18 protein-coding genes, 1 tRNA gene and 1 other RNA gene are annotated in these 22,044 nt (G+C 57.6%); 13 read left to right on the top strand and 7 right to left on the bottom strand.

Translation table 11 applies throughout. From position 1 onward, the window contains the following. Positions 1-62: 62 nt before the first annotated feature. Positions 63-989 (bottom strand): phosphatase PAP2 family protein, encoded by a 927-nt coding sequence (locus BQ5361_RS02550; RefSeq protein WP_052130960.1) that lies wholly within the window; start codon positions 987-989, stop codon positions 63-65. A 277-nt stretch (positions 990-1,266) separates the two neighbouring features. Then, positions 1,267-1,352 (bottom strand) — tRNA-Leu (locus BQ5361_RS02555). Between the two features lie 305 nt (positions 1,353-1,657). On the opposite strand from BQ5361_RS02555, the gene BQ5361_RS02560 reads away from it, so the two are divergent. From BQ5361_RS02560 to BQ5361_RS02575, 4 genes are all read left to right on the top strand, one after another. Further along, the gene (locus BQ5361_RS02560; protein WP_081976768.1) at positions 1,658-2,614 is read left to right on the top strand and encodes a mechanosensitive ion channel family protein; all 957 of its coding nucleotides are present in this window, start codon (positions 1,658-1,660) and stop codon (positions 2,612-2,614) included. 114 nt (positions 2,615-2,728) lie between these two features. Beyond that, positions 2,729-4,192, top strand: coding sequence for a hypothetical protein (locus tag BQ5361_RS02565; protein WP_022064111.1), 1,464 nt, complete (start codon positions 2,729-2,731; stop codon positions 4,190-4,192). A gap of 74 nt (positions 4,193-4,266) precedes the next feature. Continuing rightward, positions 4,267-4,710 (top strand): DUF5606 family protein, encoded by a 444-nt coding sequence (locus tag BQ5361_RS02570; protein ID WP_035471756.1) that lies wholly within the window; start codon positions 4,267-4,269, stop codon positions 4,708-4,710. Positions 4,711-5,126: 416 nt separating this feature from the next. Next, positions 5,127-6,443, top strand: a complete 1,317-nt coding sequence (locus BQ5361_RS02575) for an acyltransferase (RefSeq protein WP_035471758.1) — start codon at positions 5,127-5,129, stop codon at positions 6,441-6,443. Between the two features lie 37 nt (positions 6,444-6,480). Here BQ5361_RS02575 and BQ5361_RS02580 read toward each other — a convergent pair whose 3' ends face one another. After that, positions 6,481-7,452, bottom strand: coding sequence for a helix-turn-helix transcriptional regulator (locus tag BQ5361_RS02580; RefSeq protein WP_071424906.1), 972 nt, complete (start codon positions 7,450-7,452; stop codon positions 6,481-6,483). A gap of 543 nt (positions 7,453-7,995) precedes the next feature. Between BQ5361_RS02580 and BQ5361_RS02585 the strand changes: the two genes are divergently transcribed. Both BQ5361_RS02585 and BQ5361_RS02590 read left to right on the top strand, forming a co-directional pair. Continuing rightward, positions 7,996-8,418, top strand: a complete 423-nt coding sequence (locus tag BQ5361_RS02585; protein WP_022064107.1) for a DoxX family protein — start codon at positions 7,996-7,998, stop codon at positions 8,416-8,418. A 12-nt stretch (positions 8,419-8,430) separates the two neighbouring features. Continuing rightward, entirely contained in the window at positions 8,431-9,363 is a 933-nt protein-coding gene (locus BQ5361_RS02590) for an alpha/beta hydrolase (protein WP_022064106.1), read from the top strand. Between the two features lie 419 nt (positions 9,364-9,782). Here the strand turns inward: BQ5361_RS02590 and gyrB are convergent, their stop codons facing one another. Further along, a complete protein-coding gene (gene gyrB, locus BQ5361_RS02595) occupies positions 9,783-11,741 on the bottom strand; it encodes a DNA topoisomerase (ATP-hydrolyzing) subunit B (protein ID WP_022064105.1) in 1,959 nt (652 codons plus the stop codon). Between the two features lie 34 nt (positions 11,742-11,775). After that, positions 11,776-12,504, bottom strand: coding sequence for a cell division ATP-binding protein FtsE (locus BQ5361_RS02600; RefSeq protein WP_022064104.1), 729 nt, complete (start codon positions 12,502-12,504; stop codon positions 11,776-11,778). Positions 12,505-12,754: 250 nt separating this feature from the next. Here BQ5361_RS02600 and BQ5361_RS02605 point away from each other — a divergent pair, with 250 nt between their 5' ends. The 5 genes from BQ5361_RS02605 to BQ5361_RS02625 all read left to right on the top strand — a co-directional run bounded on the left by BQ5361_RS02605 (position 12,755) and on the right by BQ5361_RS02625 (position 18,753). Further along, positions 12,755-13,981 carry a metallophosphoesterase gene (locus BQ5361_RS02605; RefSeq protein ID WP_052130961.1) on the top strand — a complete coding sequence of 409 codons (1,227 nt, stop codon included), beginning with the start codon at positions 12,755-12,757 and terminating at the stop codon, positions 13,979-13,981. Further along, positions 13,947-15,059, top strand: coding sequence for a dihydrofolate reductase family protein (locus BQ5361_RS02610; protein WP_035471763.1), 1,113 nt, complete (start codon positions 13,947-13,949; stop codon positions 15,057-15,059). Before BQ5361_RS02605 ends, BQ5361_RS02610 begins: the two co-directional genes overlap by 35 nt. 115 nt (positions 15,060-15,174) lie before the next feature. After that, positions 15,175-16,581: a BACON domain-containing protein gene (locus tag BQ5361_RS02615; protein ID WP_035471765.1), complete on the top strand. Its 1,407-nt coding sequence runs from the start codon at positions 15,175-15,177 to the stop codon at positions 16,579-16,581. Between the two features lie 193 nt (positions 16,582-16,774). Further along, positions 16,775-17,182: a transfer-messenger RNA gene (ssrA, locus tag BQ5361_RS02620) on the top strand. A gap of 176 nt (positions 17,183-17,358) precedes the next feature. After that, a complete protein-coding gene (locus BQ5361_RS02625) occupies positions 17,359-18,753 on the top strand; it encodes a DUF4932 domain-containing protein (RefSeq protein ID WP_143047478.1) in 1,395 nt (464 codons plus the stop codon). Between the two features lie 146 nt (positions 18,754-18,899). Here the strand turns inward: BQ5361_RS02625 and BQ5361_RS02630 are convergent, their stop codons facing one another. After that, complete coding sequence (locus BQ5361_RS02630) at positions 18,900-19,436, bottom strand: flavodoxin family protein (protein WP_035471769.1); 537 nt, start codon at positions 19,434-19,436, stop codon at positions 18,900-18,902. Positions 19,437-19,791: 355 nt separating this feature from the next. Between BQ5361_RS02630 and BQ5361_RS02635 the strand changes: the two genes are divergently transcribed. Together BQ5361_RS02635 and BQ5361_RS02640 are read left to right on the top strand one after the other, a co-directional pair. Next, positions 19,792-20,211 carry an EamA family transporter gene (locus BQ5361_RS02635; RefSeq protein WP_022064098.1) on the top strand — a complete coding sequence of 140 codons (420 nt, stop codon included), beginning with the start codon at positions 19,792-19,794 and terminating at the stop codon, positions 20,209-20,211. Between the two features lie 24 nt (positions 20,212-20,235). After that, positions 20,236-20,847, top strand: a complete 612-nt coding sequence (locus BQ5361_RS02640; protein WP_052130962.1) for a HutD/Ves family protein — start codon at positions 20,236-20,238, stop codon at positions 20,845-20,847. 23 nt (positions 20,848-20,870) lie between these two features. On the opposite strand, the gene BQ5361_RS02645 is transcribed toward BQ5361_RS02640, so the two are convergent. Beyond that, complete coding sequence (locus tag BQ5361_RS02645; protein ID WP_081976770.1) at positions 20,871-21,866, bottom strand: L,D-transpeptidase; 996 nt, start codon at positions 21,864-21,866, stop codon at positions 20,871-20,873. Positions 21,867-22,044: the final 178 nt, after the last annotated feature.

A 22,044-nucleotide genomic window follows, 5' to 3' on the forward strand; every position in this document is an offset into this window, starting at 1 on the left:
TATTCCGCGCTGTGTCCCGGAAGCGGACAGGGAAAGGTAAATTGCCCTGTCCGGCGCGTCTCTTAGAACACGCAGGCGAATCCGGCTCCGTAGTAGCCGTATCCGACGGCCGGGGCGAACATCATGCTCGTCCGTCTCGTCGTTTCCTCCTTTTTACCGTAAATCCACCGGTCGAATACGGGCAGCAGGAGGTAGGCGATTTCGACGCTGGCGATGCCGATGCCCGCACCCGTGACGACGTCGCTCAGCCAGTGGCGCCTGTTGAGTATGCGCATGACACCTGTCGCCGTGGCGGCCGCGTAGCCTGCGATGCCTATCCACGGCGATACGCTTTTGTATTCGCGGAACAGCAGATGTGCGCCCGTGAAGGCGGTTGCAGTGTGTCCTGAGGGGAAGGAGTTCCATGCCGAACCGTCGGGGCGCTGGACGGGGATGGCGAATTTCATGGTATTGACGATGGCGGCCATGACGAGGTACGAAGTGGCAGCCACGATGGTTTTTTCCAAAAAGTTGTGCTCGGTCTTTATCCATGAGAGGCCGAAGTAGGCGGCTACGGGGGCGTATTGCAGGTAGTCGTCCACATGCGTCCGGCCTGGAAAGGCCCGGAATGCGGCGGATTTGACTTCGGCATTGGCTTTTTGCAGGAGTGGGTTGCATTGCGCTACGACGCCGTAGGTGATGAAACCGGCCGGAATGATGAACCGGGCGCCGGTGGAGTGCCAGAAGTCGCGGCGGGGCCGGACGCTCTCCGGCATCCGCAGCGGGTTGCGGAGGGCAGGTGTATAGTCGGGAGCTTCGAGGCCGTATAGAGGCTGTGCAGCGGCAGCGGGCAGCAACGGGGCGGCGGTCGTGATGCAGAGGCTGTCGTTCGGAACGGAACATGCGGTGCCGGAGCGCTGTGCGAATGTCCGGCTGCCGGGCAGGACGGCACCCGCCTTTCCGCCGGTGACGGTCAGGAGGGCAAACAAAAGGGGAATTATCCGTGTCATTGCGGTACGAAATCGTTTGGAGTTCCAAATATAGATATTTTGGAAGAATATATAGACAGGCACGGAAATTCGCGGTTCTGCATACGGTGTGCGAACCCGCGGCTCTTCCCGACGGCGGGAGCTGTCTTGTCCGGCTGCCGGGCGGGTATCGGTGGAAACGGCGTATCCGGCTGTTTGTCGGGTGGTAGGAGCTTACGGCGAGAGGGCCGTGGAATGGCCTCCCAAGAAAGAAAACGGCCATGATTCGCATTGACAATCAAAGCAAATCATGGCCGTGTACCCGGAGCGGGAATCGAACCCGCACGGACATCGCTGCCCACGGGATTTTAAGTCCCGCGTGTCTACCTATTCCACCATCCGGGCCTTTCCGGTAAAACCGTGCAAATATAGCAAATATTCGATGAAAACCGAAGGAGGCGGTCGAAGTCGATGGGCTTCCTGTGTGGCGGTTCGGCCGGAACGAAGCGATTCCGGAGAAAAGACCGGCCGGGGACGGCTCCCTTCGGTCCGGAGCAGCCCTTCGGGGAGAGCAAAAGCAGTGATTTTCCGATGCTCCGCATTTCGTGTTCCGGCGGATAAAGCGTATCTTTACCGCAGTTTGGATGCACGGTTTCATGCCGTTCCGCATCCCTTACCCAATGTCGAACTGTATGTAAATCGTTTTGCGCATGAATCTTTTTCTACAACTCTCCAAACCGAATGTGGATATTCCCGAGGACAGCGAAGTGCTCGGCAAATTCGAGAACTGGCTTCACCGCATTCTCCAGATGAGCTGGGACGACCTGCTGCACGAGGCCGTCAAGCTCGGAGGAAAGCTGGTCGCTGCGGTACTTATCTATATCGTGGGGCGCTGGCTCATCCGAAAGGCCGACGGACTCCTGAACCGCATATTCGAGAAACGCGGGCTGGACCCCTCGCTCAATTCCTTTATCCGGAGTATCCTGCGGATAGTGGTCTGGGTATTCCTCGTCATGATAATCGTGGGAGTGCTCGGCATAAGGACGACGTCGTTCCTGGCGATACTCGCTTCGGCCGGTTTTGCCGTCGGCATGGCATTGAGCGGAACGCTCCAGAACTTTGCGGGCGGGGTGCTTATCCTGCTGCTCAAACCTTTCCGCACGGGCGACTATATCGTGTCGCAGGGTGTCGAGGGTACCGTGAAGGCCATCAATCTCTTCAATACGGTGCTGATAACTCCGGACAACAAGACCATCATCATTCCCAACGGCGGCATGTCTTCCAGCATCGTGAACAACGTGACCGAATCCGGTACGCGCCGCATCGAATGGACGTTCGGCATTTCGTACGGCGACAGTTACGACGAAGCGCGCAAGGTGTTGGCCGGCTTGATAGAGGCCGATTCCAGAATACAGCGTTCGCCCGAGTATCTCATTGCACTGAGCAATCTGGCCGACAGTTCCGTACAGATAGTCGTGAGGGCATGGACGGACACTTCCGAGTACTGGAACGTCTATTACGACATGAATGAGAAGGTTTACAAGACCTTCTCCGAACACGGACTGACCATACCTTTCAACCAGTTGGATGTGAACCTGACTTCGGCGGCGACGTCCGGAGCCGTACTCCGACAGGAGACCGAACGGGACGGGGCTCGGGAGCAGTAGATATCCGGGACGGCCTGTTGGGCCGGCCGTCCGCCCCGCTCCGGTCTGCTGGTGTCCGGTATCCGGGCGGCGTGCCTGTACGTTCGCTCGGGCGGTTTTGCGATTGCTGATGTTATGATAGATATCAAAGCCAAGATACACGATAAGTTTTCGGTGGAGTTCAAGGTGGGCTTCGTGGCGGATGGGGAGCGCGGTAACGATTTTGCCATCAATACGTGGATATTCCTCCCGAACAGCCTCGACATCAATCCGGCCACGTACGGGAAGGAGGATTTCTACCGCGACGTGAAATCCAATGTGCGCTTCATCACGCCCATTTTTCCACTGGGAGAGATAGCCGGGGGGGCCGCGGTGCCGCTGGAACATATCCGCCGGGCGCTTTCCGGTCTGGCTGCCGACCCTTCGCGCGAACATGTGGCGGATTACGAGTACCATATCAAGATGTTCTCCGCCATCGTCAAGAGTGCCATGCGCGAGGCGGTGTATGCCGTAGAGGAGTGCGGGACGGCCTCCGTCGCGGAGGAGTTGTGCCGGAAATTCGTAGCCGACGCGAGGAGGACGGTGGACGCTTACCGGGAGGCCGCGCGTATCATCGATGTACCTCAGGTCGGTGTCGACCTGAAGCACCTGTACGATTTCGGCGACGAATACATGAGTCGCCTGACAGAGAGCTTTTCGTTTCGGCTTTTGCAGTCTCTCGGACGGTTCCGCGGCGACGAGGGGGCGGGTACCGCTTCGGCAGCCGTGGAGGAGCTTATCCGCGAGGAGGCGGATTACAAGAGGGCACGGGGATATGCGGCGGTCGCTCCGGACGACCCGCAGGGGAACCGTCGGCTCGTGTATCGCCACAACGTGCTGAAGAAGTACATCAGCAGCGACCTCTATATCAAACTCGACAAGAAACAGGACGGGAAGACCGTCCGTCAGATTTATTACAGCATCGCCGCCGGTATCGCCATGGTGTTCGCTACGGTCGTGGCCTTCGCATTCCAGCGCCGGTTCGGTAACTTTTCCGGTCCCCTTTTCGTGGCACTCGTCGTGAGCTATATGCTCAAGGACAGAATCAAGGAGCTCGCCCGCTACTATTTCGCGCACCGGCTCGGACGCAAATATTTCGACCACAAGGCCGACATCAACATCAAGGAACAGCCGATAGGGTGGCTCAAGGAGGGGATGGATTTCATCAGCGACGGGAAGGTGCCCCCGGAAGTGATGGAGATGCGCGGCCGGACGCCGCTGCTCGAGGCGGAGAACCGGATATTTGACGAGAAGATAATCCTCTACCGCAAGCTGGTCTATATCGACGGGCAGGAGCTCGCCAAGTATGACGAATACAGGCTTTCGGGCATCAACGACATCCTACGGCTCCATTTCGGCCGTTTCACGCTGAAAATGGACGACCCGCAGACTCCGCTGCGCCGCCTGCGCGACGACGGCAGCGTGGAGGTCATCTACACCGACAGGATATACTACATCAATTTCGTCATGCAGTTTCGTTACGGTGCCGGCTCCGAGTACAAGCGTTTCCGCCTGGTGGTGACGCGCAACGGCATTCTTTCCATCGAAGAGATGAACTGACGTTTATTTTGTTCGTGAATGTGATTGTTCTATATTTGTGAGGCTAAAAATTTTTAATTAAAACAATGACCGATATGGAACTGAAAGATATCCTTGCGATTTCCGGCCAGCCGGGACTTTTTCGTTACGTGGCCCGCAGCAGCAATGGTGTCATCGTGGAATCGCTGGCCGACGGCAGGCGAATGAACTCTTCGGGAACGGCCAAGATAAGCGCATTGGCCGAGATAGCCATCTACACCGAAACCGAAGAGCTGCCCCTTTGGCAGGTGTTTGAGAAATTCTACGCCTATACGGACGGAAAGCCGACGATAGATGCCAAATCGGATGCGGTGCTGTTGAAAAAGACTTTCGGCGAGGTTGTGCCCGATTACGACCGCGACCGGGTGCATGTGTCCGACATGAAGAAGGTCGTGTCGTGGTTCAATCTGCTCGTAGGGGCGGGCATGACCGATTTCCGCCTCGAAAAGGAAGACGGTACGGAGACCGACGGAGAGAAAGACGAAGCTGCTGCCGAATAGGACAAGCGGGGTGGAAAGGGCTGGGCAAAAGCCTTTCCGTAACGGATTTGCAGTGCGCGGGCCGGAGCCTGCGCATTCTTTTTATGGGACGCTCCGGGCAGGACGCCCGGACATGCGGTTGCGGGATGTCTGTGACCGCTTTTTCGGCACTTCGTTTTTTGCGTCCTGCACCGTGTTCTTCATGCCATGTTCTGTCGGCTGTGCCGGGCGGGAGTAGGGGCGCTCTTTTCTGTTCCGGATGCGGGCGGTGTCGTAGGCCGTCTGGTCGTAACCACCGGTCGGTATGCCGGGGCGTTGATGCGATTTTGGCCGTATGCGGTGGCTCCCGCCCTGTCCGGACGGTGACGGAATAGGATGCGGACGGATAACATCGTTGCAGGTAATTGCTTATCTTGCGGCGAAATAGGATTGGATGTATGGAGACGGAGATGATAAGGGCTGCCGGGGCACAGCCGGGTGGCGAATGGCGGTTTTCGGTGCTGGACAGGGCATGCCTGAATATGGTGATAAAGGGAATGTGGCTTTTTCACGGAAGGCTCGATGCCGCAGCCATGAAAGAGTCGTTCGCCCGGCTGCTCGGATATTATCCGCACCTGTGCGGCAGGGTAATGAGAGGGGAGGCTGTGGCGTGCGACAATTCGGGCGTACCTTTTGCGGTGGATGAAGCACCGCGTTGCAGGCTGGAGCAGGCGGTGCTCATGCCGGATGCTCCGAAACGTTTCGGGGCACATTTCGACCTGTCGGGTTTCAAACGGGGAAGGCAGGCGCCGTTGAGCGTGAGGCTTACACGGCTGGCCGACGGTACCGTGCTGAGCCTCCATGGTGCGCATGGCTGCATGGACGGCAATGCGTTCTATACGTTGGTGGAGAATTGGGGCAGGCTGCACCGCGGCGAACCGGTGGTGCAGCCCGTTGCGGACCAATCCTTGTTGCCGCAGCCCGCAACCCTGTCTGCGGAGGAGCTTCTTCGCAGTGTGAAGGCGGCCGGATGGTATCCTGTCGGGTGGCGGCAGCTCTTCCAGACCGTCTGGGCTGCCGCGACGGGTATCGGCCGGCGCAGGTCGCTGCCCCTGCACATCGGTGCCGGTGATTTGGAACAGTTGAGGCAGGCTTTCAACGACAGGCATGGCGTGCGGTACGGGATACACGTTATTCTGTCCGCCCTTGTCGCAAAGATGTGTATCCGCCTAGAAGGACTCGCTCCGGAAACGGCCTGTTCCCACATAACAGTGACCGACCTGCGTGGACGCATACCCGGCTTGCCGGCGGGTTTCGCCGGCAATGCCGTTTGTAATCTGACGGCGGGGCCTTTCCCGGCCGGCAGCACCCTTTTCGAGGTCGCTGCCTCCGTCGATGCCATGCTGAGGAAGATGTTCGGTGACGACGGTGCCGGACTCGGGGAGTTTACGGCGCTGTACTTTGCGGCGATTGCCGGCAGGGTGCCTTATCTTCCCATAAACCTTTCCGGCATGAACAGCCGCCGGCCCACGGTATTTTACGTGAATGATTTTCTGAAGCTGCCCCTGTATGGGGCGGAGTTCGGGACGGGGGCTCCGTATGCCGTCCTGCCGCATGACCTTCCCGACCAGGTGAAGATATGGCCCTCTCCTCCCGACCGTCCCGGTGCCGACCTCTATTTTACGGGGCATTTGGCCCGGTTGGTCGATTCGTCCGACACGGCCGGTTTGCTGGCTGACATGCTGCGGGAGTATGGAGTGACTCTGACCGTGTGAAACGGGAGCGGCTGTTTCCTGCGGTAGGGCGTTTCGGTCATCCGGCAGTGATATAGGCGTTTACCACCGATTTCAGGTGACTTTTCAGGCTTTCTTCCGGCCGGAGGCCCGCTTTCTTCCTGAGTCTGCTGCGTATCGAGGTTACGGTCGAAGGTGATACGTGTCGGATTTCGCAGATTTCCGACACGGTCTTATCCTTTACTATCAGCAGTGCGACTTCCGCTTCCGCATCGGTAAGCTCCGGATGCCGTTTCCTTATCGCTTCCCTGACCATCTCTTCCGAGTGGATGACATGTTTGACCTGCGACACGAGCGTATCGCGCACCTTGGCGTCGAGTTCGTCCATCAGTTTGGCGGCCTCTCTGGTGCCGTGGGCGCCTATCAGCTTGAAGCGCTCCGCTTCGATATTCATTATCCGCAGGAATTCGCTCTTTTCGCGGGTGATTTCTATCTTTTCGCGCTCGAGCCTGCGGGAGAGGATGACGATACTCTTCAGTGCTATCGGAGCTCCTGTGTAGATGAGCATCAGGATAGGCATGCAGAGAAAGAGTTTTTCGTCGCCGATGAGGATGGCGCTGACCGAATAGGAGCAGATGATGATGAGGGTGATTATCACCGGTGCCGCCCTTATTCCGGTCAGCGAGGCCATGATTATCGGCAGGGCGCAGATACACATTCCCAACAGTACGGTGAACGAGGCGTCCGGCCCGTTGACGATTCCCTCGTAGACGATGGAAACGGCCAGGTTGAGCGTTACGATAAGCATATTGGCGAAGAGGGCGATGTCTGAATCTGTCTTTCCGGCGGCATAGACTGCGAAAACCGCCCCCATCATCAGCAGGGCTGCGGTATTGGCCGCTAACAGGAACCATTTCGCATCGAGCGTGTAGAGTACGATATCGTATGTCAGTCCGGCTGCGAAGAATATCGATGAATAGATGAATATCGCCGTAAGCAGTTGATTGATGCTTGTTTTGTCGTCCCCGTTTTTTTTCTTTTCCCTGTTCATGGCCGGTTATAGGTATCGGTTTGTGCAGCAGTCGGTATTTGTAAGTATGCAAATTTTATGCTATCCGGTGTATTTCAGTATCTGTAAGTATTATTAATCGTGTGTTTCTTTTTGAAACGGTTCGATTTTTTCTTTCCTTTGCAACGGAAACAGATTTCTTTCAAGACAAGACATACCACTGCGACCCGAATAAATGGCAAAAAGAGAATTTGTATAATGGGGGTTATACAAATGTTGTGGGGACGGACCGTAATCGATACGGTCCGTTTTTTTCTCTGAAAAGAGGTACCGTCCGGTCTCAGTCCCGGTTGGGGTGCCGGCGTACGGGAGGTATTCTTCCGGCCGGGATAGGGTGGTAATGGACGGTTCGCCGTATCGGATAAGGGTGCGTGGCAAGGGTTCGAGCGGTTTCCGCCGGAAGAACGAATGGCGGAAACAATTGTGTGTTTGCCGACGGGTAAAGAATTGGTACAGTTATTGGTGATGGTAACGAACAAATCGGCGGACTGCTGTTTTGTCAGAAAACCAAAAGTCATACGGAATATGGATACCAGAAAAAGGATTTACAAATTTCTCTCGACCGAGCGGTGGAACGATTCGGCGATATTCTTCATGCGTATCTTCGCAGGGGTGCTCATGCTGATTCACGGCATAGGGAAAATCAACAATTACGAGATGCTCTTCACGACCTTTCCCGACCCGCTGGGGATAGGGAGCGAAGCCTCCCTCGTATTGATAATCGGTGCGGAGACCATATGTTCGCTGTTGCTCATCGTAGGGCTGTTCGTACGTCCTGCGGCGTTGATACTCGCCGTGGGTATGTTCGTGGCTTCGTTCCTGGCCGTGCCGGGCGAACCGTTCGCGGCACACGAGCTTTCGTTCGTCTATATGGGAATATACGTGATGCTGGTCATCAGCGGCGGTATGCGTTATTCGCTCGACAGGGTCTTTTTCAGGGTACAGTAGAAAGGGGCGGTCATGGAGAATTACGGACATGAAACGAGGGTGGTGAAGCTGCCCGACGATTACGAGGGGCCCGTTACGGCGACGGTCGTTTCGCTGAGGGCGGAGCCTCCCTCCGCTTCGGCGGTGCTCTATGTACACGGTTATCTGGATTATTACTTCCAGTACCATATGGGAAGGCATTTCGCAGGGCATGGTAGGAATTTCTATGCCCTTGACCTGCGGAAATACGGGCGTTCGTGGATGCCGCACCAACACTTCAACTACTGCCGCCGCATGGAGGAGTATTTCCCGGAGATGGATGCGGCGATAGACGTTATATTGGCCGACGGCAATACCGACATCACCTTGATAGGCCATTCGACCGGCGGACTGCTGTCGGCGCTTTACTGTGCGGAAGGTGCACGGCGGGGATTCATCAACCGGTTGATTCTTAATTCGCCTTTTCTCGAATTCAATACGGGATGGTTCGTGCGCAGGGCGGTCATTCCTGTAGCAGGGGCCCTGAGTCTCCTGTTTCCCTACGCGAAAGTGAGGAATGTGCTCTCTCCTAATTATTTCAAGTCGGTACATGCTTCCCGTTACGGGGAGTGGGAATTTGATACGCGGTGGAAGCCGGAACAGGCGCCGCCCCTCTATCTGGCATGGCTTCGGGCCGTGCGTCTGGCCCAGCGTAGCGTACACAGGGGATTGGGGCTACCCATTCCCGTATTGGTAATGTTTTCCGATAGATCGACCTATCATAAGCGGTGGCACGAGGAGGCGCTCGTTTCCGATACCATCCTGAATGTCGGGCATATTGCGCGGTACGGTGCGAAGCTCGGCGACAATGTGACGCTGGAGGAGATACCCGGCGGACTTCACGACCTTGTGCTGTCGCAGCCGGATGTCAGGGAGAAGGTGCTTACTGCCATGGAGTATTTCATCGGCAAGACGCAGAAGGCCTGAGGAACGGCCGCCCGCGGCGTATCGTGGAGGGAGCGGTTCCGAGGTCGGTCGTGCGGGCATTTTCCGGACGGAGCCGGTGAGTTGCCGGGGGACCGTTCGCGGGAACGGGCCTGCGGTTGGTTTGCTTCAAGGAAGCGTGCGGAGCGGAGGCGTTGTTTGTGCGGGATACGTCGCACGGCGGGAAGCGGGAGTGCCGCTGCGAAAGGCGATGTGAGAGGAGCACGGAGTGCCGGAAATGTGTCCGCCATGTACCCCTGTTCCGGAGTCACGGTCGTGTATGCTGACGGCCTGTTTGCTGGTGGCGGTTGAGCGCGGATATGAGGCCGAGTAGGAGCTTTGGCCGAGGAACGTTTTCAGAAGATAAAAGCGACTGTCCGGAATATCCGGACAGTCGCTTTAGATATTGGGCCGTGTCGGCCTCAGGCGTCTATCTTGGCGTAGCGTGCGTTCTTTTCGATGAATTCGCGGCGCGGCGGCACGTCGTCGCCCATCAGCATCGAGAAGATGCGGTCTGCTTCGGCGGCGTTCTCGATGGTTACCTGACGCAGGATGCGCGTTTCGGGATTCATGGTGGTCTCCCAAAGCTGTTCTTCGTTCATTTCACCCAGACCTTTGTAGCGCTGGGTGTGTACGCCCTTGGTGCCGAAATCGGCGATGGCCTGTTCGCGTTCCTCTTCCGTCCAGCAATAACGTTTCTGCGTCCCCTTGCGTACCTGGTAAAGCGGAGGAGTGGCGATATAGATATGACCCAGTTCGATGAGGTCTTTCATTTTGCGGAAGAAGAAGGTGAGCATCAGCGTGGCGATGTGACTTCCGTCCACATCGGCATCGGTCATGATGATGATTTTGCCGTAACGCAGTTTCTCGAGGTTCAGCGCCTTACTGTCCTCTTCGGTGCCTATCGACACGCCGAGGGCAGTGAACATGTTCTTGATCTCCTCGTTCTCCCACATCTTGTGCTCCTGTGCCTTTTCGATGTTCAGGATTTTACCGCGGAGCGGCATGATGGCCTGGAAAAGCCGGTCGCGACCCTGTTTGGCCGTGCCGCCTGCGGAATCTCCCTCGACGAAGAAAATCTCCGTCTTTTCGCGGTCGCGCGAGGAGCAGTCGGCCAGCTTGCCCGGCAGACCGGAGCCGGAAAGCACTGTCTTGCGCTGCACCAGTTCGCGGGCATGGCGTGCGGCGTTACGGGCCGTGGCGGCCAGTATCACCTTGTTCACGATGGCACGGGCATCTTTCGGATTCTCTTCGAGGTAATTGTTGAGCGCCTGGGAGATGGCTTGGTCCACCGCTCCGGCCACTTCGCTGTTGCCCAGTTTGGTTTTCGTCTGACCCTCGAACTGCGGTTCGGAAACCTTTACGGAGACCACCGCGGTGAGTCCCTCGCGGAAGTCGTCGCCGTTGATGTCGAACTTCAGCTTGGAGAGCAGTCCGGAGTCGTCGGCGTATTTCTTGAGCGTGCGCGTCAGCGCCCGGCGGAAACCGGTCAGGTGCGTGCCGCCCTCGATGGTGTTGATGTTGTTCACGTAGGAGTGGACGTTTTCCGAAAAGCTGTCGTTGTACTGCATGGCCACCTCCACGGGAATGCCGTCCTTTTCGGTGTCGATGTAGATGATGTCTTCGGTCAGCGGCGTGCCCCGGTTCTCGTCGAGGTACTTGACGAACTCCTTGAGCCCTTCGACCGAGTAGAACACTTCGCCGCGGAAGTTCCCGTTTTCGTCCCGTTCGCGCCGGTCGGTGATGCTGAGCCGGATGCCCTTGTTGAGGTAGGCCAGCTCACGGAGCCTGGCCGACAGGACGTCGTAACTGTATTCGGTGGTAGTGAAGATGGAGGCGTCGGGCAGGAAGGTGATTTTCGTCCCCGTGTTCCCGCAGGTGCCGATGATTTCGATTTCGGAGGTCGGGGCGCCGATGCTGTAGGTCTGGCGGTGTATCTTGCCGTCGCGGCGCACTTCCACCTCGAACTGTGTGGAGAGGGCGTTCACGCACGACATGCCCACGCCGTGCAGTCCGCCCGACACCTTGTAGCTGTCCTTCGAGAATTTACCGCCCGCGTGCAGCACGGTGAGCACCACCTCCAGAGCCGATTTGCCCTCTTTCTCGTGAAAATCGACCGGGATACCCCTCCCGTTGTCCTCCACGGTGATGGAGTTGTTTTCGTTTATCGTGACCTCTATGTCGGTACAGTAACCGGCCAGTGCCTCGTCTATCGAGTTGTCCACTATTTCGTATACCAGATGGTGCAGACCCCGCACGCCGATGTCGCCGATGTACATGGCCGGACGTTTGCGCACTGCCTCCAGTCCTTCGAGCACCTGTATGCTCGATGCGGAATACTCTTCGTGGTTTACCGGTTTGCCGTTTTCCAATTCGCTCATATTTCGTTTCCCTGAATTAAGTCGTTCCTTTCGGTTAAGCGCCCAATACGGAGCTGATGTCTATCTCTTCGACCTTCCCTTTGTTAAAACGTATCGTACGTGCCGGGAATTGCTCGATGTTGGCGATGTTGTGCGTGGACATGACGATGGAGCACCCCCCTGCGACGATACGCCGGAACACCTCCATGATGTCTTCCGCCGCCCACGGGTCGAGATTGCCCGTCGGTTCGTCGGCCAGTATCACGCGCGGATTGTTGACCAGTGCGCGTGCCACGGCCAGACGCTGCTGCTGGCCGCCGGAGAGTTCGAAAGGCATCTTGAACGCCTTGTTCTCCAGACCCACGACGGAGAGCACCTCCTCGATGCGTTTGCGCATGTCGGTTTCGTTCTTCCACCCGGTGGCCTTCATGACGTAGTGCAGGTTGCCGAACACGTCCCTGTCCGAGAGGAGCTGGTAGTCCTGAAAGACGATGCCGATGCTGCGCCGCAGGCGGGAGATGTCGCGCCGCTTCATGCGACGCAGGTCGAACCCTACGATGCGCCCCTCGCCCTCGACGAGCGGTACCTCGGCGTAAAGCGTCTTGATGAGCGAGCTTTTGCCGCTGCCCACCTTGCCGATGAAATAGACCATTTCGCCTTCGCATACCGTGAGATTCACGCCCGAAACGACCATCTCTCCCCGCTTTTTCGGGTTGGACGAACCAGGTTTCGCCGAATGGAATACGGCCACGTTCCGCAGTTCTATCACAGGATTCTTCTCCATGCTGGCTGTACTGAAAAAATCAAACAAAGATAGCGAATCTTCCTCAGAAATCCTAATCCGTCCCCTGCTAAAAACCGTTTTGGCCTCTCTTTCCGGTATCGTTTCTGCGGGCCGGTACCGTCGCGTATCCGCGAAAAAGGGTATCTTTGCAGCGGTCGTCCGGCCGCATCTCCCCGCCGTCCGTCCGGTTGCTGTACGGTGCGGTCGGGAACGGTTTCGGGCGGGCGGCGGAAGAAAAATGTGATTCGTTATGATACTCGCTTGTTTTGTCCTGTTCGTGGCGCTGACGCTCTACTGCGAATATTCGCTTCTGAGACATCTGGGGCGTACGGGCCGCCGGAGCCCGGCCGGTGTGGCGTATATCGTGCTCACCGTCCTGCTGTGGCTTGCCGTGGCCGGTGGTGTGGCATATGCGTTCGCCGGGGGCGATACCGCCGGATGGTTCATGCGCGCCTTCGGCATCGTGCTCGTCCTCTTTCTGTTCAACGGGCTGGCGAAGCTGTTGTTCGTCCTGTTCGGTTATATAGGGCGCCGTACGGGGCGTGGCAGGGCGATGGGGATAACGGCGGCAGTCTGCTGTACGTTGCTCGGAGCCGTACTGCTCTACGGATTGACGGTCGGGCGGAGCCGTATCCGCGTGGAACGGGTGGAGGTGGCTTCGTCCCGCCTTCCGGTCGGATTCGACGGGTTCCGCGTGGCGATGTTTTCCGACGTACATACGGGACTGCTGCTCGGCCGCGACCGGGTGCTTCGCAGGATGGTGGATATCATCAATGCGCTCGATGCCGATGTGGTGGTCAATTGCGGCGATATCGTCAATTACGACTATCGCGAGCTTGACGGCCGCGTGCTGGAAATTCTCTCCGGAATCCGGAGCCGCGACGGGGTGTATGCGGTGCTCGGCAATCACGACCTGGGTATATACATTCGCGATACGGTGGCGTATCCGCCGCAGGAGAACGTCCGGCACATCGTGGAGGCGCAGCGTTCGTTGGGCTGGACGGTGCTGAGGGACAGCTCCGCGATACTTGTACGGGGCGGCGATTCCATCGCCCTGACGGGGCTGTCGTTTCCGGAAGAGCTCGTACATCGGAGTCATGAGCGAATCGAGAGGGAGCTTGACCTTTCGGAAGCCTATGCCGGGTTGCCGGAGAAGCTGTTCGGCATCACCCTTTCCCATGCTCCGCAGGCATGGCACCGGATTATGGCTGCGGGCCGGGGCGACCTGACGCTCTCGGGTCATGTACACAGCCTGCAGATGAAGCTGCGGCTGGGCCAGAAATGGCAGTGGTCGCCCGCCGCATGGTTTTACGATGAATGGAGCGGCCCCTATGCCGACGGAGAGCGGATGCTGTATGTGAATGACGGAATAGGGTATGCCATGGTGCCCATGCGCATAGGCGCCCGTCCGGAGATAACTTTGTTTGAATTGAGGAGAAGCGATGGAGGTGATTGTATCGGCGGCGGTATCGAGTGACGGCTATTTGGACGATTGTACGCCCCGCCGGCTCGTACTGTCTTGCGCGGAGGATTGGGCCGAGGTACACCGGCTCAGAGCCTGGTGCGATGCCATTCTTGTAGGAGCGGAGACCGTGCGACGCGACAATCCGTCGCTGGTGATACGCGATGCCGGGTTGCGGACCTGGCGCGAATGGCTGGGCATGAAGCCCGACCTGACGAAGGTGACGGTGACGGCCGGCGGCAGCCTCGATGCCGGGGCGCGTTTCTTTACCGAGGGCCCCGGTGCCGAAAAGATAGTCGTTACGGTACCTGCCGTGCGAAGAGGGCTGGAGGAGCGTTTGCCCTCCGGCGTGCGTGTCGTCGCGCTGGAGGAGATAACTGCCGGCGGCATCTTGGATGCACTGGAGGGGTTCGGCGTGCGTTCGCTGATGGTGGAGGGCGGAGCCCGTACCATCGGCATGTTTCTCGATGCGGGAGTCGTGGATTCTCTGAGGCTCGCCGTGTCGCCTGCGACGGTGGGCGATACGCGTGCCCCGCGTTTTCCGGAATTCGGCCGTCTGCCGTTCGAAGGTCGTGCGGCGAAGGTCGTGCGGAGGGTGGGCGATATGGAGGTGTACGAATACGCTTTCCGTCCGGCCTCGGACGGGTTGACGCTGACCGACCGGCGCCGGTTGCTGCGTGCGGTGGAGTTGGGCGAACGCAGCGAACCGTGCGGTACGGCCTATCGGGTAGGGTGCGTGGTGGCCGTGCGCGACGGCCGGGAGTACGAGGGCTATACTCATGAGACGGATTGTCGGAACCATGCCGAAGAGGAGGCCCTGGCGAAGGCGGCGGCCGACGGTGCCGATTTGCTCGGCGCCTGTGTCTATACTTCGATGGAGCCCTGTTCGGTACGGGCGTCGAAGCCGGTGAGCTGCACCGAACGGATTATTCGGTCGGGGGCCTCCAGGGTGGTATATGCCTATGCCGAACCGGCCTGTTTCGTGCGGTGTGAGGGGACGCGCCTGCTGCGCGAGGCGGGCATCGATGTGCTGCCCGTTCCGGCGTATGCGCCGCTCGTCCGGAGGACGAACGCGCATATCGTGCACGATTGATATATATTGTTGCATACGGACGTCCGGCAAGTTATATTTGCCGGACGTATTGTTTTATCAAAAGAAATAACTATCTTTAATTCACTATTGTCATTTAACCTGAAAATCGAATCCAATGAAGAGACGTCATGTCGTGAAGACGGTCGGACTGGTGGCGGCGCTGCTGTCGGCTGCGCTGTTCGGGGGGTGCGACCCCGACAGCAAAGAAGGGGGCCTGCGGGTTTCCGAAAATTATGTCTGGTTCAATCCCGGCGAAACGCATACTGAATCGGTATCCGTTTCCGGTGCGGCCGAATGGAGTGCCGTGGCTGACCAGGAGTCCGAAGGGTGGCTGACGGTGACCGCCGACGAGGCTAATATCTATATGACGCCGTGCGAGAATTTCGGGAGCATGGTGCGCAAGGCGCTGATAACCGTTACGGCCGGGGACGGCAGTACGCAGACCGTAACCGTGGAACAGGGTGCCTCCGAGGCCGAGTACGATATGCAGTTCGATGAGGGGTATTCCTGTTATTTCGGCGACCTCGCCGCTGTCGGTACGGGATTGCACTCCCTGGTGTTCAAAATGGGCGATGCCGAATTCATCGACGCAGCCAACGGTTACGCTGTGGAAGAGGGGATACAGATGATAGTGGGAATGGCCGCCTCCTATGCGAAGACGGGTTCGGACGTACGCATAGCTCCCGGCGAATATCCGGTGAACGACTACATGGATTATACGGCCGAGAATACGCTGTTCCCCGGAGCCAATGCTCAGGGGTCGATGGTGCAGTATTACAGCGCAGGAGTGCTGACCGACATCAAGTATGTGGTCGGAGGCAGCATGAAGGTATCCTATGCGGGGATGGGCTGTACGTTTGTCTTCGATTTCGAGCTCAGCGACGGTACGGTGTTCACCGCACGGTGTGAGGGGGATTTTGCCGTGTATCACCTCGTGACGAATACTACGCTTGCAGAGGATATAGAAGCGGCCGGCCTCGCCGTAGGCGGCCTCTCCTTCGTGGGAGAGGAGTATATGGCGGGGCTGAACTATTGGAGCATGGTGCTGTTGGCTGACGGACTCGATGTTGGCGATGCGGGCTTCACCGGTTCGGGGGATATCCTGATGCTGGAGTTTCTGACGCCTCTTTCGGTGACGGAGGGGATACCGTCGGGCACCTATCCCGTTTCGTTCGAGGACAGGGAATCGGTAGCCATGGCGGGATTTGTCTACCGGAATCTTTTCATGGGTTGCTTCTACATGGGGATAGAGAACGGAGCCATTGGGAATGTCGCGGCGGTTGTGTCGGGAACGGTGACGGTCGAGCGGGACGGCGAAACGTATGCCGTTGCGCTGGACGGTGCCGATATGGCCGGTAACCGGATTACGGCTGCCTTTCGCGGGGCGGTGGAGGTCTCCGATGAGCGCGACACCGGGTTCCTCGAATCGGCTGTCTTGCGCGGCAGGGCTTCTGCCGCAGAGGCGGTACGTGCTTCCGCATACGGCCGGATGGCCGGGTACTGCATGCCTGCGGACCGGTAGCCCGGACTGTGGATAGCTGGAATGTTACGGCCGGGACATGCCCGGCCGTAACGTTTCCCGGCATGACATTTGCCCTTGGCCGGATAATATCGGGGAAGGGCTGCGCGTTCTTATTTCGACAATCGGAATATTTTTCGTAAGTTTGCAGTCCGCTCCGGCTGTCGGAGATACGCGACGGAAGGAACGTCTTTTCGGGGCTGACCGGTTTTGACAGCAGGCAGAGTCGGAAAGTAAGCATGCCGAGCATTGTGTGGCTGGCTCGTTAATCTCAACGCTCAAACGTATAAATGGCAATAATAGCTATGCACTCGCTGCGTAATCTTACTGAGTAACATTACCTTAATCCCTGTGCCCAAGGAGGTGCGGGGACGAGTACCCCGCCGGCAGGACCCGCTTCTTGTTCTGCTGGCATCGGGGTATCGACAATGAGAAGCTGGCTGCGGCGCATGTCCGGGCGTTCGCGGCGAGATTTTACGGACTGGGCTTCGTATTGGGCTGCCGTATGCCGGGTACGGAGAGAAGGATGAAATGACGGATAAGCATGTAGAAAGCCTTCGGGTTCCCTGTTTGGACGAGGGTTCGACTCCCTCCAGCTCCACAGAGGTGACGGGGGAAACGGCATTGCCGTTTCCCCCGTCACCTCTTTTGCCGCGGTTCGTTCCCGGAGACGGGAGTGCGACCGGGTCGGGAGGGCATCGGAAGAGTTTCGGCAATATATTATTGCGTATTCGTTTTTTTCTGTTTACCTTTCATGACGAAACCATTCTGTGGAAGGATATGAAGAAACTGTTTGTTGTCTGCATCTGCCTGCTGTTCGCGGTAGAGAACGGCCATGCGCAGTTGCGCAGCCGGGTGGACGAGCGTTTTGAACTGACGAGTATCATGTTTGCCCTTGCCGGAGCTCCGGAGTACTGCAGCATCGGCATTCCCTCCTACCTGCAGGACATTATCGACGAGCTGACTCCCTATCAGGAGAGTGAGCCGATAAACTATGTCCGTGTACTCAATCAGCGTTACCTCATCGGATACAATGCCGTATCCGGCACGGCTGCCATGATGGAGATTGTGGATGGCGAAGTCCGACTCCAACCGCAGTACGATGTGGCCGACGTCGTGAAATACGACAACCGCTGGACCGAGGAGCTTTTCACGACCTATCTGGAGATGGTGAACCGTTTTTATCGGGAGAGCGACTTCCATGCGTTCTTTACCGCCCACCGACCCCTGTACGACGAAGTGACGGCGCAAATGGATGCATTGTTGGACGGTACGGTACCCGATTGGTTCCGGTCATTTTTCGGGAAGCCTCTGGCCGGCGATATCGAGGTGTATGTCAGCCTGACCAACGGGCCGAGCAACTATGCGATACCGGGAGGAATCCTGATAGGTTCAGGTACGGGTGTTGGCAACGGGCAACCGTATATCGATGGTTTTAACGCTCCTTTCCTTGTCATCCACGAGCTGAGTCACCATTACACGAATCCGCTGTTTCTGGAGTGGTGGCCCCGGATAGAACCGGCAGCGAACGTCATCTATCCCCACATCGCCGACATGATGAGAACAATCGGATACGGCGACGCCTCTTCTGCACTGTGCGAATGGATGAACGACCTGTTCGTCATCATGTATATGACGGAGACAGGTAGTGAGAACATCCCTATGTACACGGCGCTGGAGATGAATAAAGGGTTCTTCTGGATGGAGCGCAGCGTGGATTTCATGCGGAACTTCTATGCCGACAGGGAACGTTATCCGCATGTGGGGGACTTCATGCCGCAATTGGTCGCCTTTATCAATTACATAGCCGATAATTTCGATTTGGTATTGGCCGAGTACGAGAACAGGCGGCCCTATATCACGAACGTATATCCGGCGGTCGGTTCGGACATCTCCGGTTTCGAAGAAATCGTCATCACGTTTTCCGAGCCGATGTTTCCTTCCTGGGGATTCAACGGTACCGGTACGGATGACCCGACTGTCGAATGTTTGCCCTTCGATAAGGTTACTTGGTCAGAGGACGGTATGCGGGTCACCCTTTGTTTACAGCAGGAAGAGTTGAAGGAGGATACACGGTACGGAGTATATTTGAGACCGTCATTTTTCGGTTCCATCCGTAAATTCGGCTTGAATGAAAAGTGTACGACACTGAACTTTCATACGATATCGCAATAGAAGACAGAATACAGGCGGAAAAGAAGATGCATGCGTCTCCTTTTTCCCGTCGCATGACGGTTGGCGGAACCCGTATCTGCCCGGCAGCGGGCGGATGGCGTCGGAAGAGCATCCGCAGATGTCAGCCGTTGCGATTCCTCCGGTTTTCAGGCCAGCGATTCGCCGAGGCGGCGGGCCCGGACGGGGTAGTCGCTCGTTTCGATGTCGCTGCGCGTATAGGCGCCTATGGCGATTATACGGCCGCAGTCCTGCCAGCGCAGGTAGCGGCAGAGGGCTTCGTAATGGGCTTGCAGCGCATCGGCTACCCATGTCTCCGTATCGCCGCAGGTGGCGAGGAGGAGGGCTCGTTTCGGTGTTCGGAGGGCGTCGTTCAACGCATAGAAACGGTCGATAACCCGTTTCAGTTGGGCCGACATACCGAAATAGTAGAGCGGGGTGACGAATGCTATCGCATCCGCTTCGAGGAGGTCGTCCCGAAGGTAGACCATGTCGTCCTTCTGAATGCACTCCGTATCATGGCTGCGGCAGTAGTCGCAGGCACGGCACGGTTCTATTCTGCTGGAGGCTGCGTCGAAACGGATGACCTTGTGGCCGGCGGCTTCCGCTCCGGCGGAGAATTCATCGGCCAGCAGCATCGAGGTACCCCTGCGGTGCGGACTGCCTGTAATGACGAGTATCTTCATGATGCGTCGTATTGATGTGCAGCGTAAAGATAGTGTTTCGTCGGGATATTTGCGGACTTTCCGGAACTCTTTTTCATCCGCCGTTCCGTGTCGCCGCCGTACGTCGGGGACGGTGCATGGTTCCGACGACCGGTCGGAAAACCGGAGTGGTCGGCACCGGAATGCTCTGCCGGGGGCCGGTGTAAAAATTGTTGCCTTTTGGGGAAGATACGGGTGTTTTACGATGAAGGAACGACAATTCTTCGTACTTTTGAAGATGCTGTTGGGCGGCAGTGCGGTTGTTGCGGACGGATGTCCGCCGGATGCAGAACGGCCGCGGTAAGGACAAGGTGGAAAAGTGAAAGCGAAGAGTGGAATGTGGCAGTATTATGCTATCCTGTCGGCGGTATTCGCGGCGTTGACGGCTATTTTTGCCAAGGTAGGGGTGAAGGACATGGATTCCGACCTGGCTACCGCCATACGGACAGTGGTCATCCTGTGCATTACCTGGGGCATCGTCCTTTTCGGCGGTAAGGTCGGCGGAATGGGTGCCATAGGCGGCCGGAATTGGATATTCCTCATTCTGTCGGGAGTGGCTACCGGATTGTCGTGGCTCTTCTATTTCAAGGCCCTGCAGTTGGGCGATGCTTCGAAAGTGGCGCCGATAGACAAGTTGAGCGTCGTATTTACGATAGTGCTCTCCTATCTGGTGCTCCGGGAACCGGTCAGTTGGAGGGTGTTGCTCGGCGGTTGCCTGATTGCGGCCGGCTCTATTGTGATACTCTCCGGAAAGTGACGAAAGAATAAGATAAAGAACGATATGTACAGAATAATCCGGAAAGGGGAGCTGCCGGTATCCCGCTGGAGCGGGGGGACGACCACGCAGCTTGCCATTTGGCCCGAAGGGGCTGTGTATGCCGAACGCAATTTCGTGTGGCGCGTCAGTTCCGCCCGGGTGGAGACCCAGGAGTCGGAGTTCACGTCGCTTCCGGGAGTCGCACGCTGCCTGATGGTTCTGGACGGTACGCTGCATCTCGAACACGAAGGCCGTTACGAGACGGAGCTCGTGCAGTTCGCACAGGATAACTTCAGCGGTTCGTGGACGACGCGGAGCCGCGGACGGGTGACCGATTTCAATCTGATGACCACAGCGGGGGAGGGACGCGTACAGCTTCTCGAACTCGGGGCCTCCTCCCGTCGGGAGGTGGAGCTCATGCCGGTAGTGGAGGCGTGGAGGGGCGTCAGCGAGGTGTTTTATCTGCTGGCGGACGGTATTCTCCTTGTTCTGCCCGACGGTACCGAACACAAGGTGTCGGCGGGCGATGTGCTGGTGGTGCATCGGGAAGAGCACGGGGAGGTTCCTGTGCTCGTAATGGAGAACCGTCTGCCGCAGCTCGCCCGCGTCGTACGTGCCATCATCTATCACGACTGACTGCGGCGGGCCGGCCGCCCCTGTCAATCAATCACTATGACCAGTGATTCGAGGGGTGTCGCCCAGTCGTAGATGTATTTGGCGTGGGAGGTGGCGTTGCGCACGCACATGTGCGAACGGGGCGTCGTTCCCAGTGTCGGACTGAATTCGATGTAGTTCTTTTCATTCGCTTTCGGATTGTTGAGCGGAACGCCGTGAATGTATCCGCCGCGGGTGAAGCGGCTGGCCCACGGCGCGAAACCTGCAATTTCGGAGCTCCCGTCGCGGAGGTAGTACATCTTCGGCTTGTGTTCCTGTATCACATAGACGCCTAGCGGTGTCTCCTGCTGGTAGGGCGGATTGTGCAGGCCGGTGGTCGCCGGATTCATGCTCCGTACGTACCAGACGGTGCCCACCTTCTCCAGCGTCGCTATGTTCTGGTCGGTACGGTCGACGAAAATCACTTTTGAAAAGCGGTGTACGGGGAGTGTCCGTACATAATCCTTCGGGACGTACCATGCGCCGTCGTAAAGCATTGAACAGACCTTGACGTAGTCGGCGCTGTCCTTCAGCAGCAGGAAAAGCGCCCCGTCGCGGCTGTAACGGGCCGGTTTCCCCGTCTGGCTGCCGTACAGGGGGATGGACTGGTAGCGGCTGACGCCGTAACGGTCCGTGGCGCTGCGGTATTCGTTTATCTCCGGGTCTTGTACTTCGGGGGCTATGCCGTTCCTGTCCTTGTAGTTCTGGAGCGTTACCCATGTGACGGAATCCTGCTGGGCCGCTTCGAGAGCCGAAAGCCATTCACCTATCTTGTCCCATTGGAAGCGCCTTTCGGTGTCCTTGTAGGGGTAGGTGTCGCCGAGGGTGTGTTGCGTATAGGAGAGTTCCTTGACTATCTCTACTCCGTTCGGTGCCGACGTTCCGTCGGTATTGCATGTTATCCTAACCGGAGGGGTTTGCTGTGCCGTGGCGTCCGGCGGAGTGCCGAGGCAGCAGGCGAGAAGGGTTGCCGTCCATGCGGCGGTAATCGTGTGATTCATCCGGATTGTCTTGTTATGGTTTTACCTGTTTTCCGTAAACAATTTCTGTGCAATTCGCGGCCGGTTTGGAAAAGAAAGTGTATACACGGAATGTTTAAAATGATTGTTTTTGTAATGTATTGTTTGATAGGCTATTTGTGCCTGCTGCCAGCCGAAGGGCGGTGAATCAGGTGCTGAA

Origin of the sequence: Tidjanibacter massiliensis, assembly GCF_900104605.1 — a bacterium.
Classification (GTDB): Bacteria; Bacteroidota; Bacteroidia; order Bacteroidales; family Rikenellaceae; genus Tidjanibacter; species Tidjanibacter inops.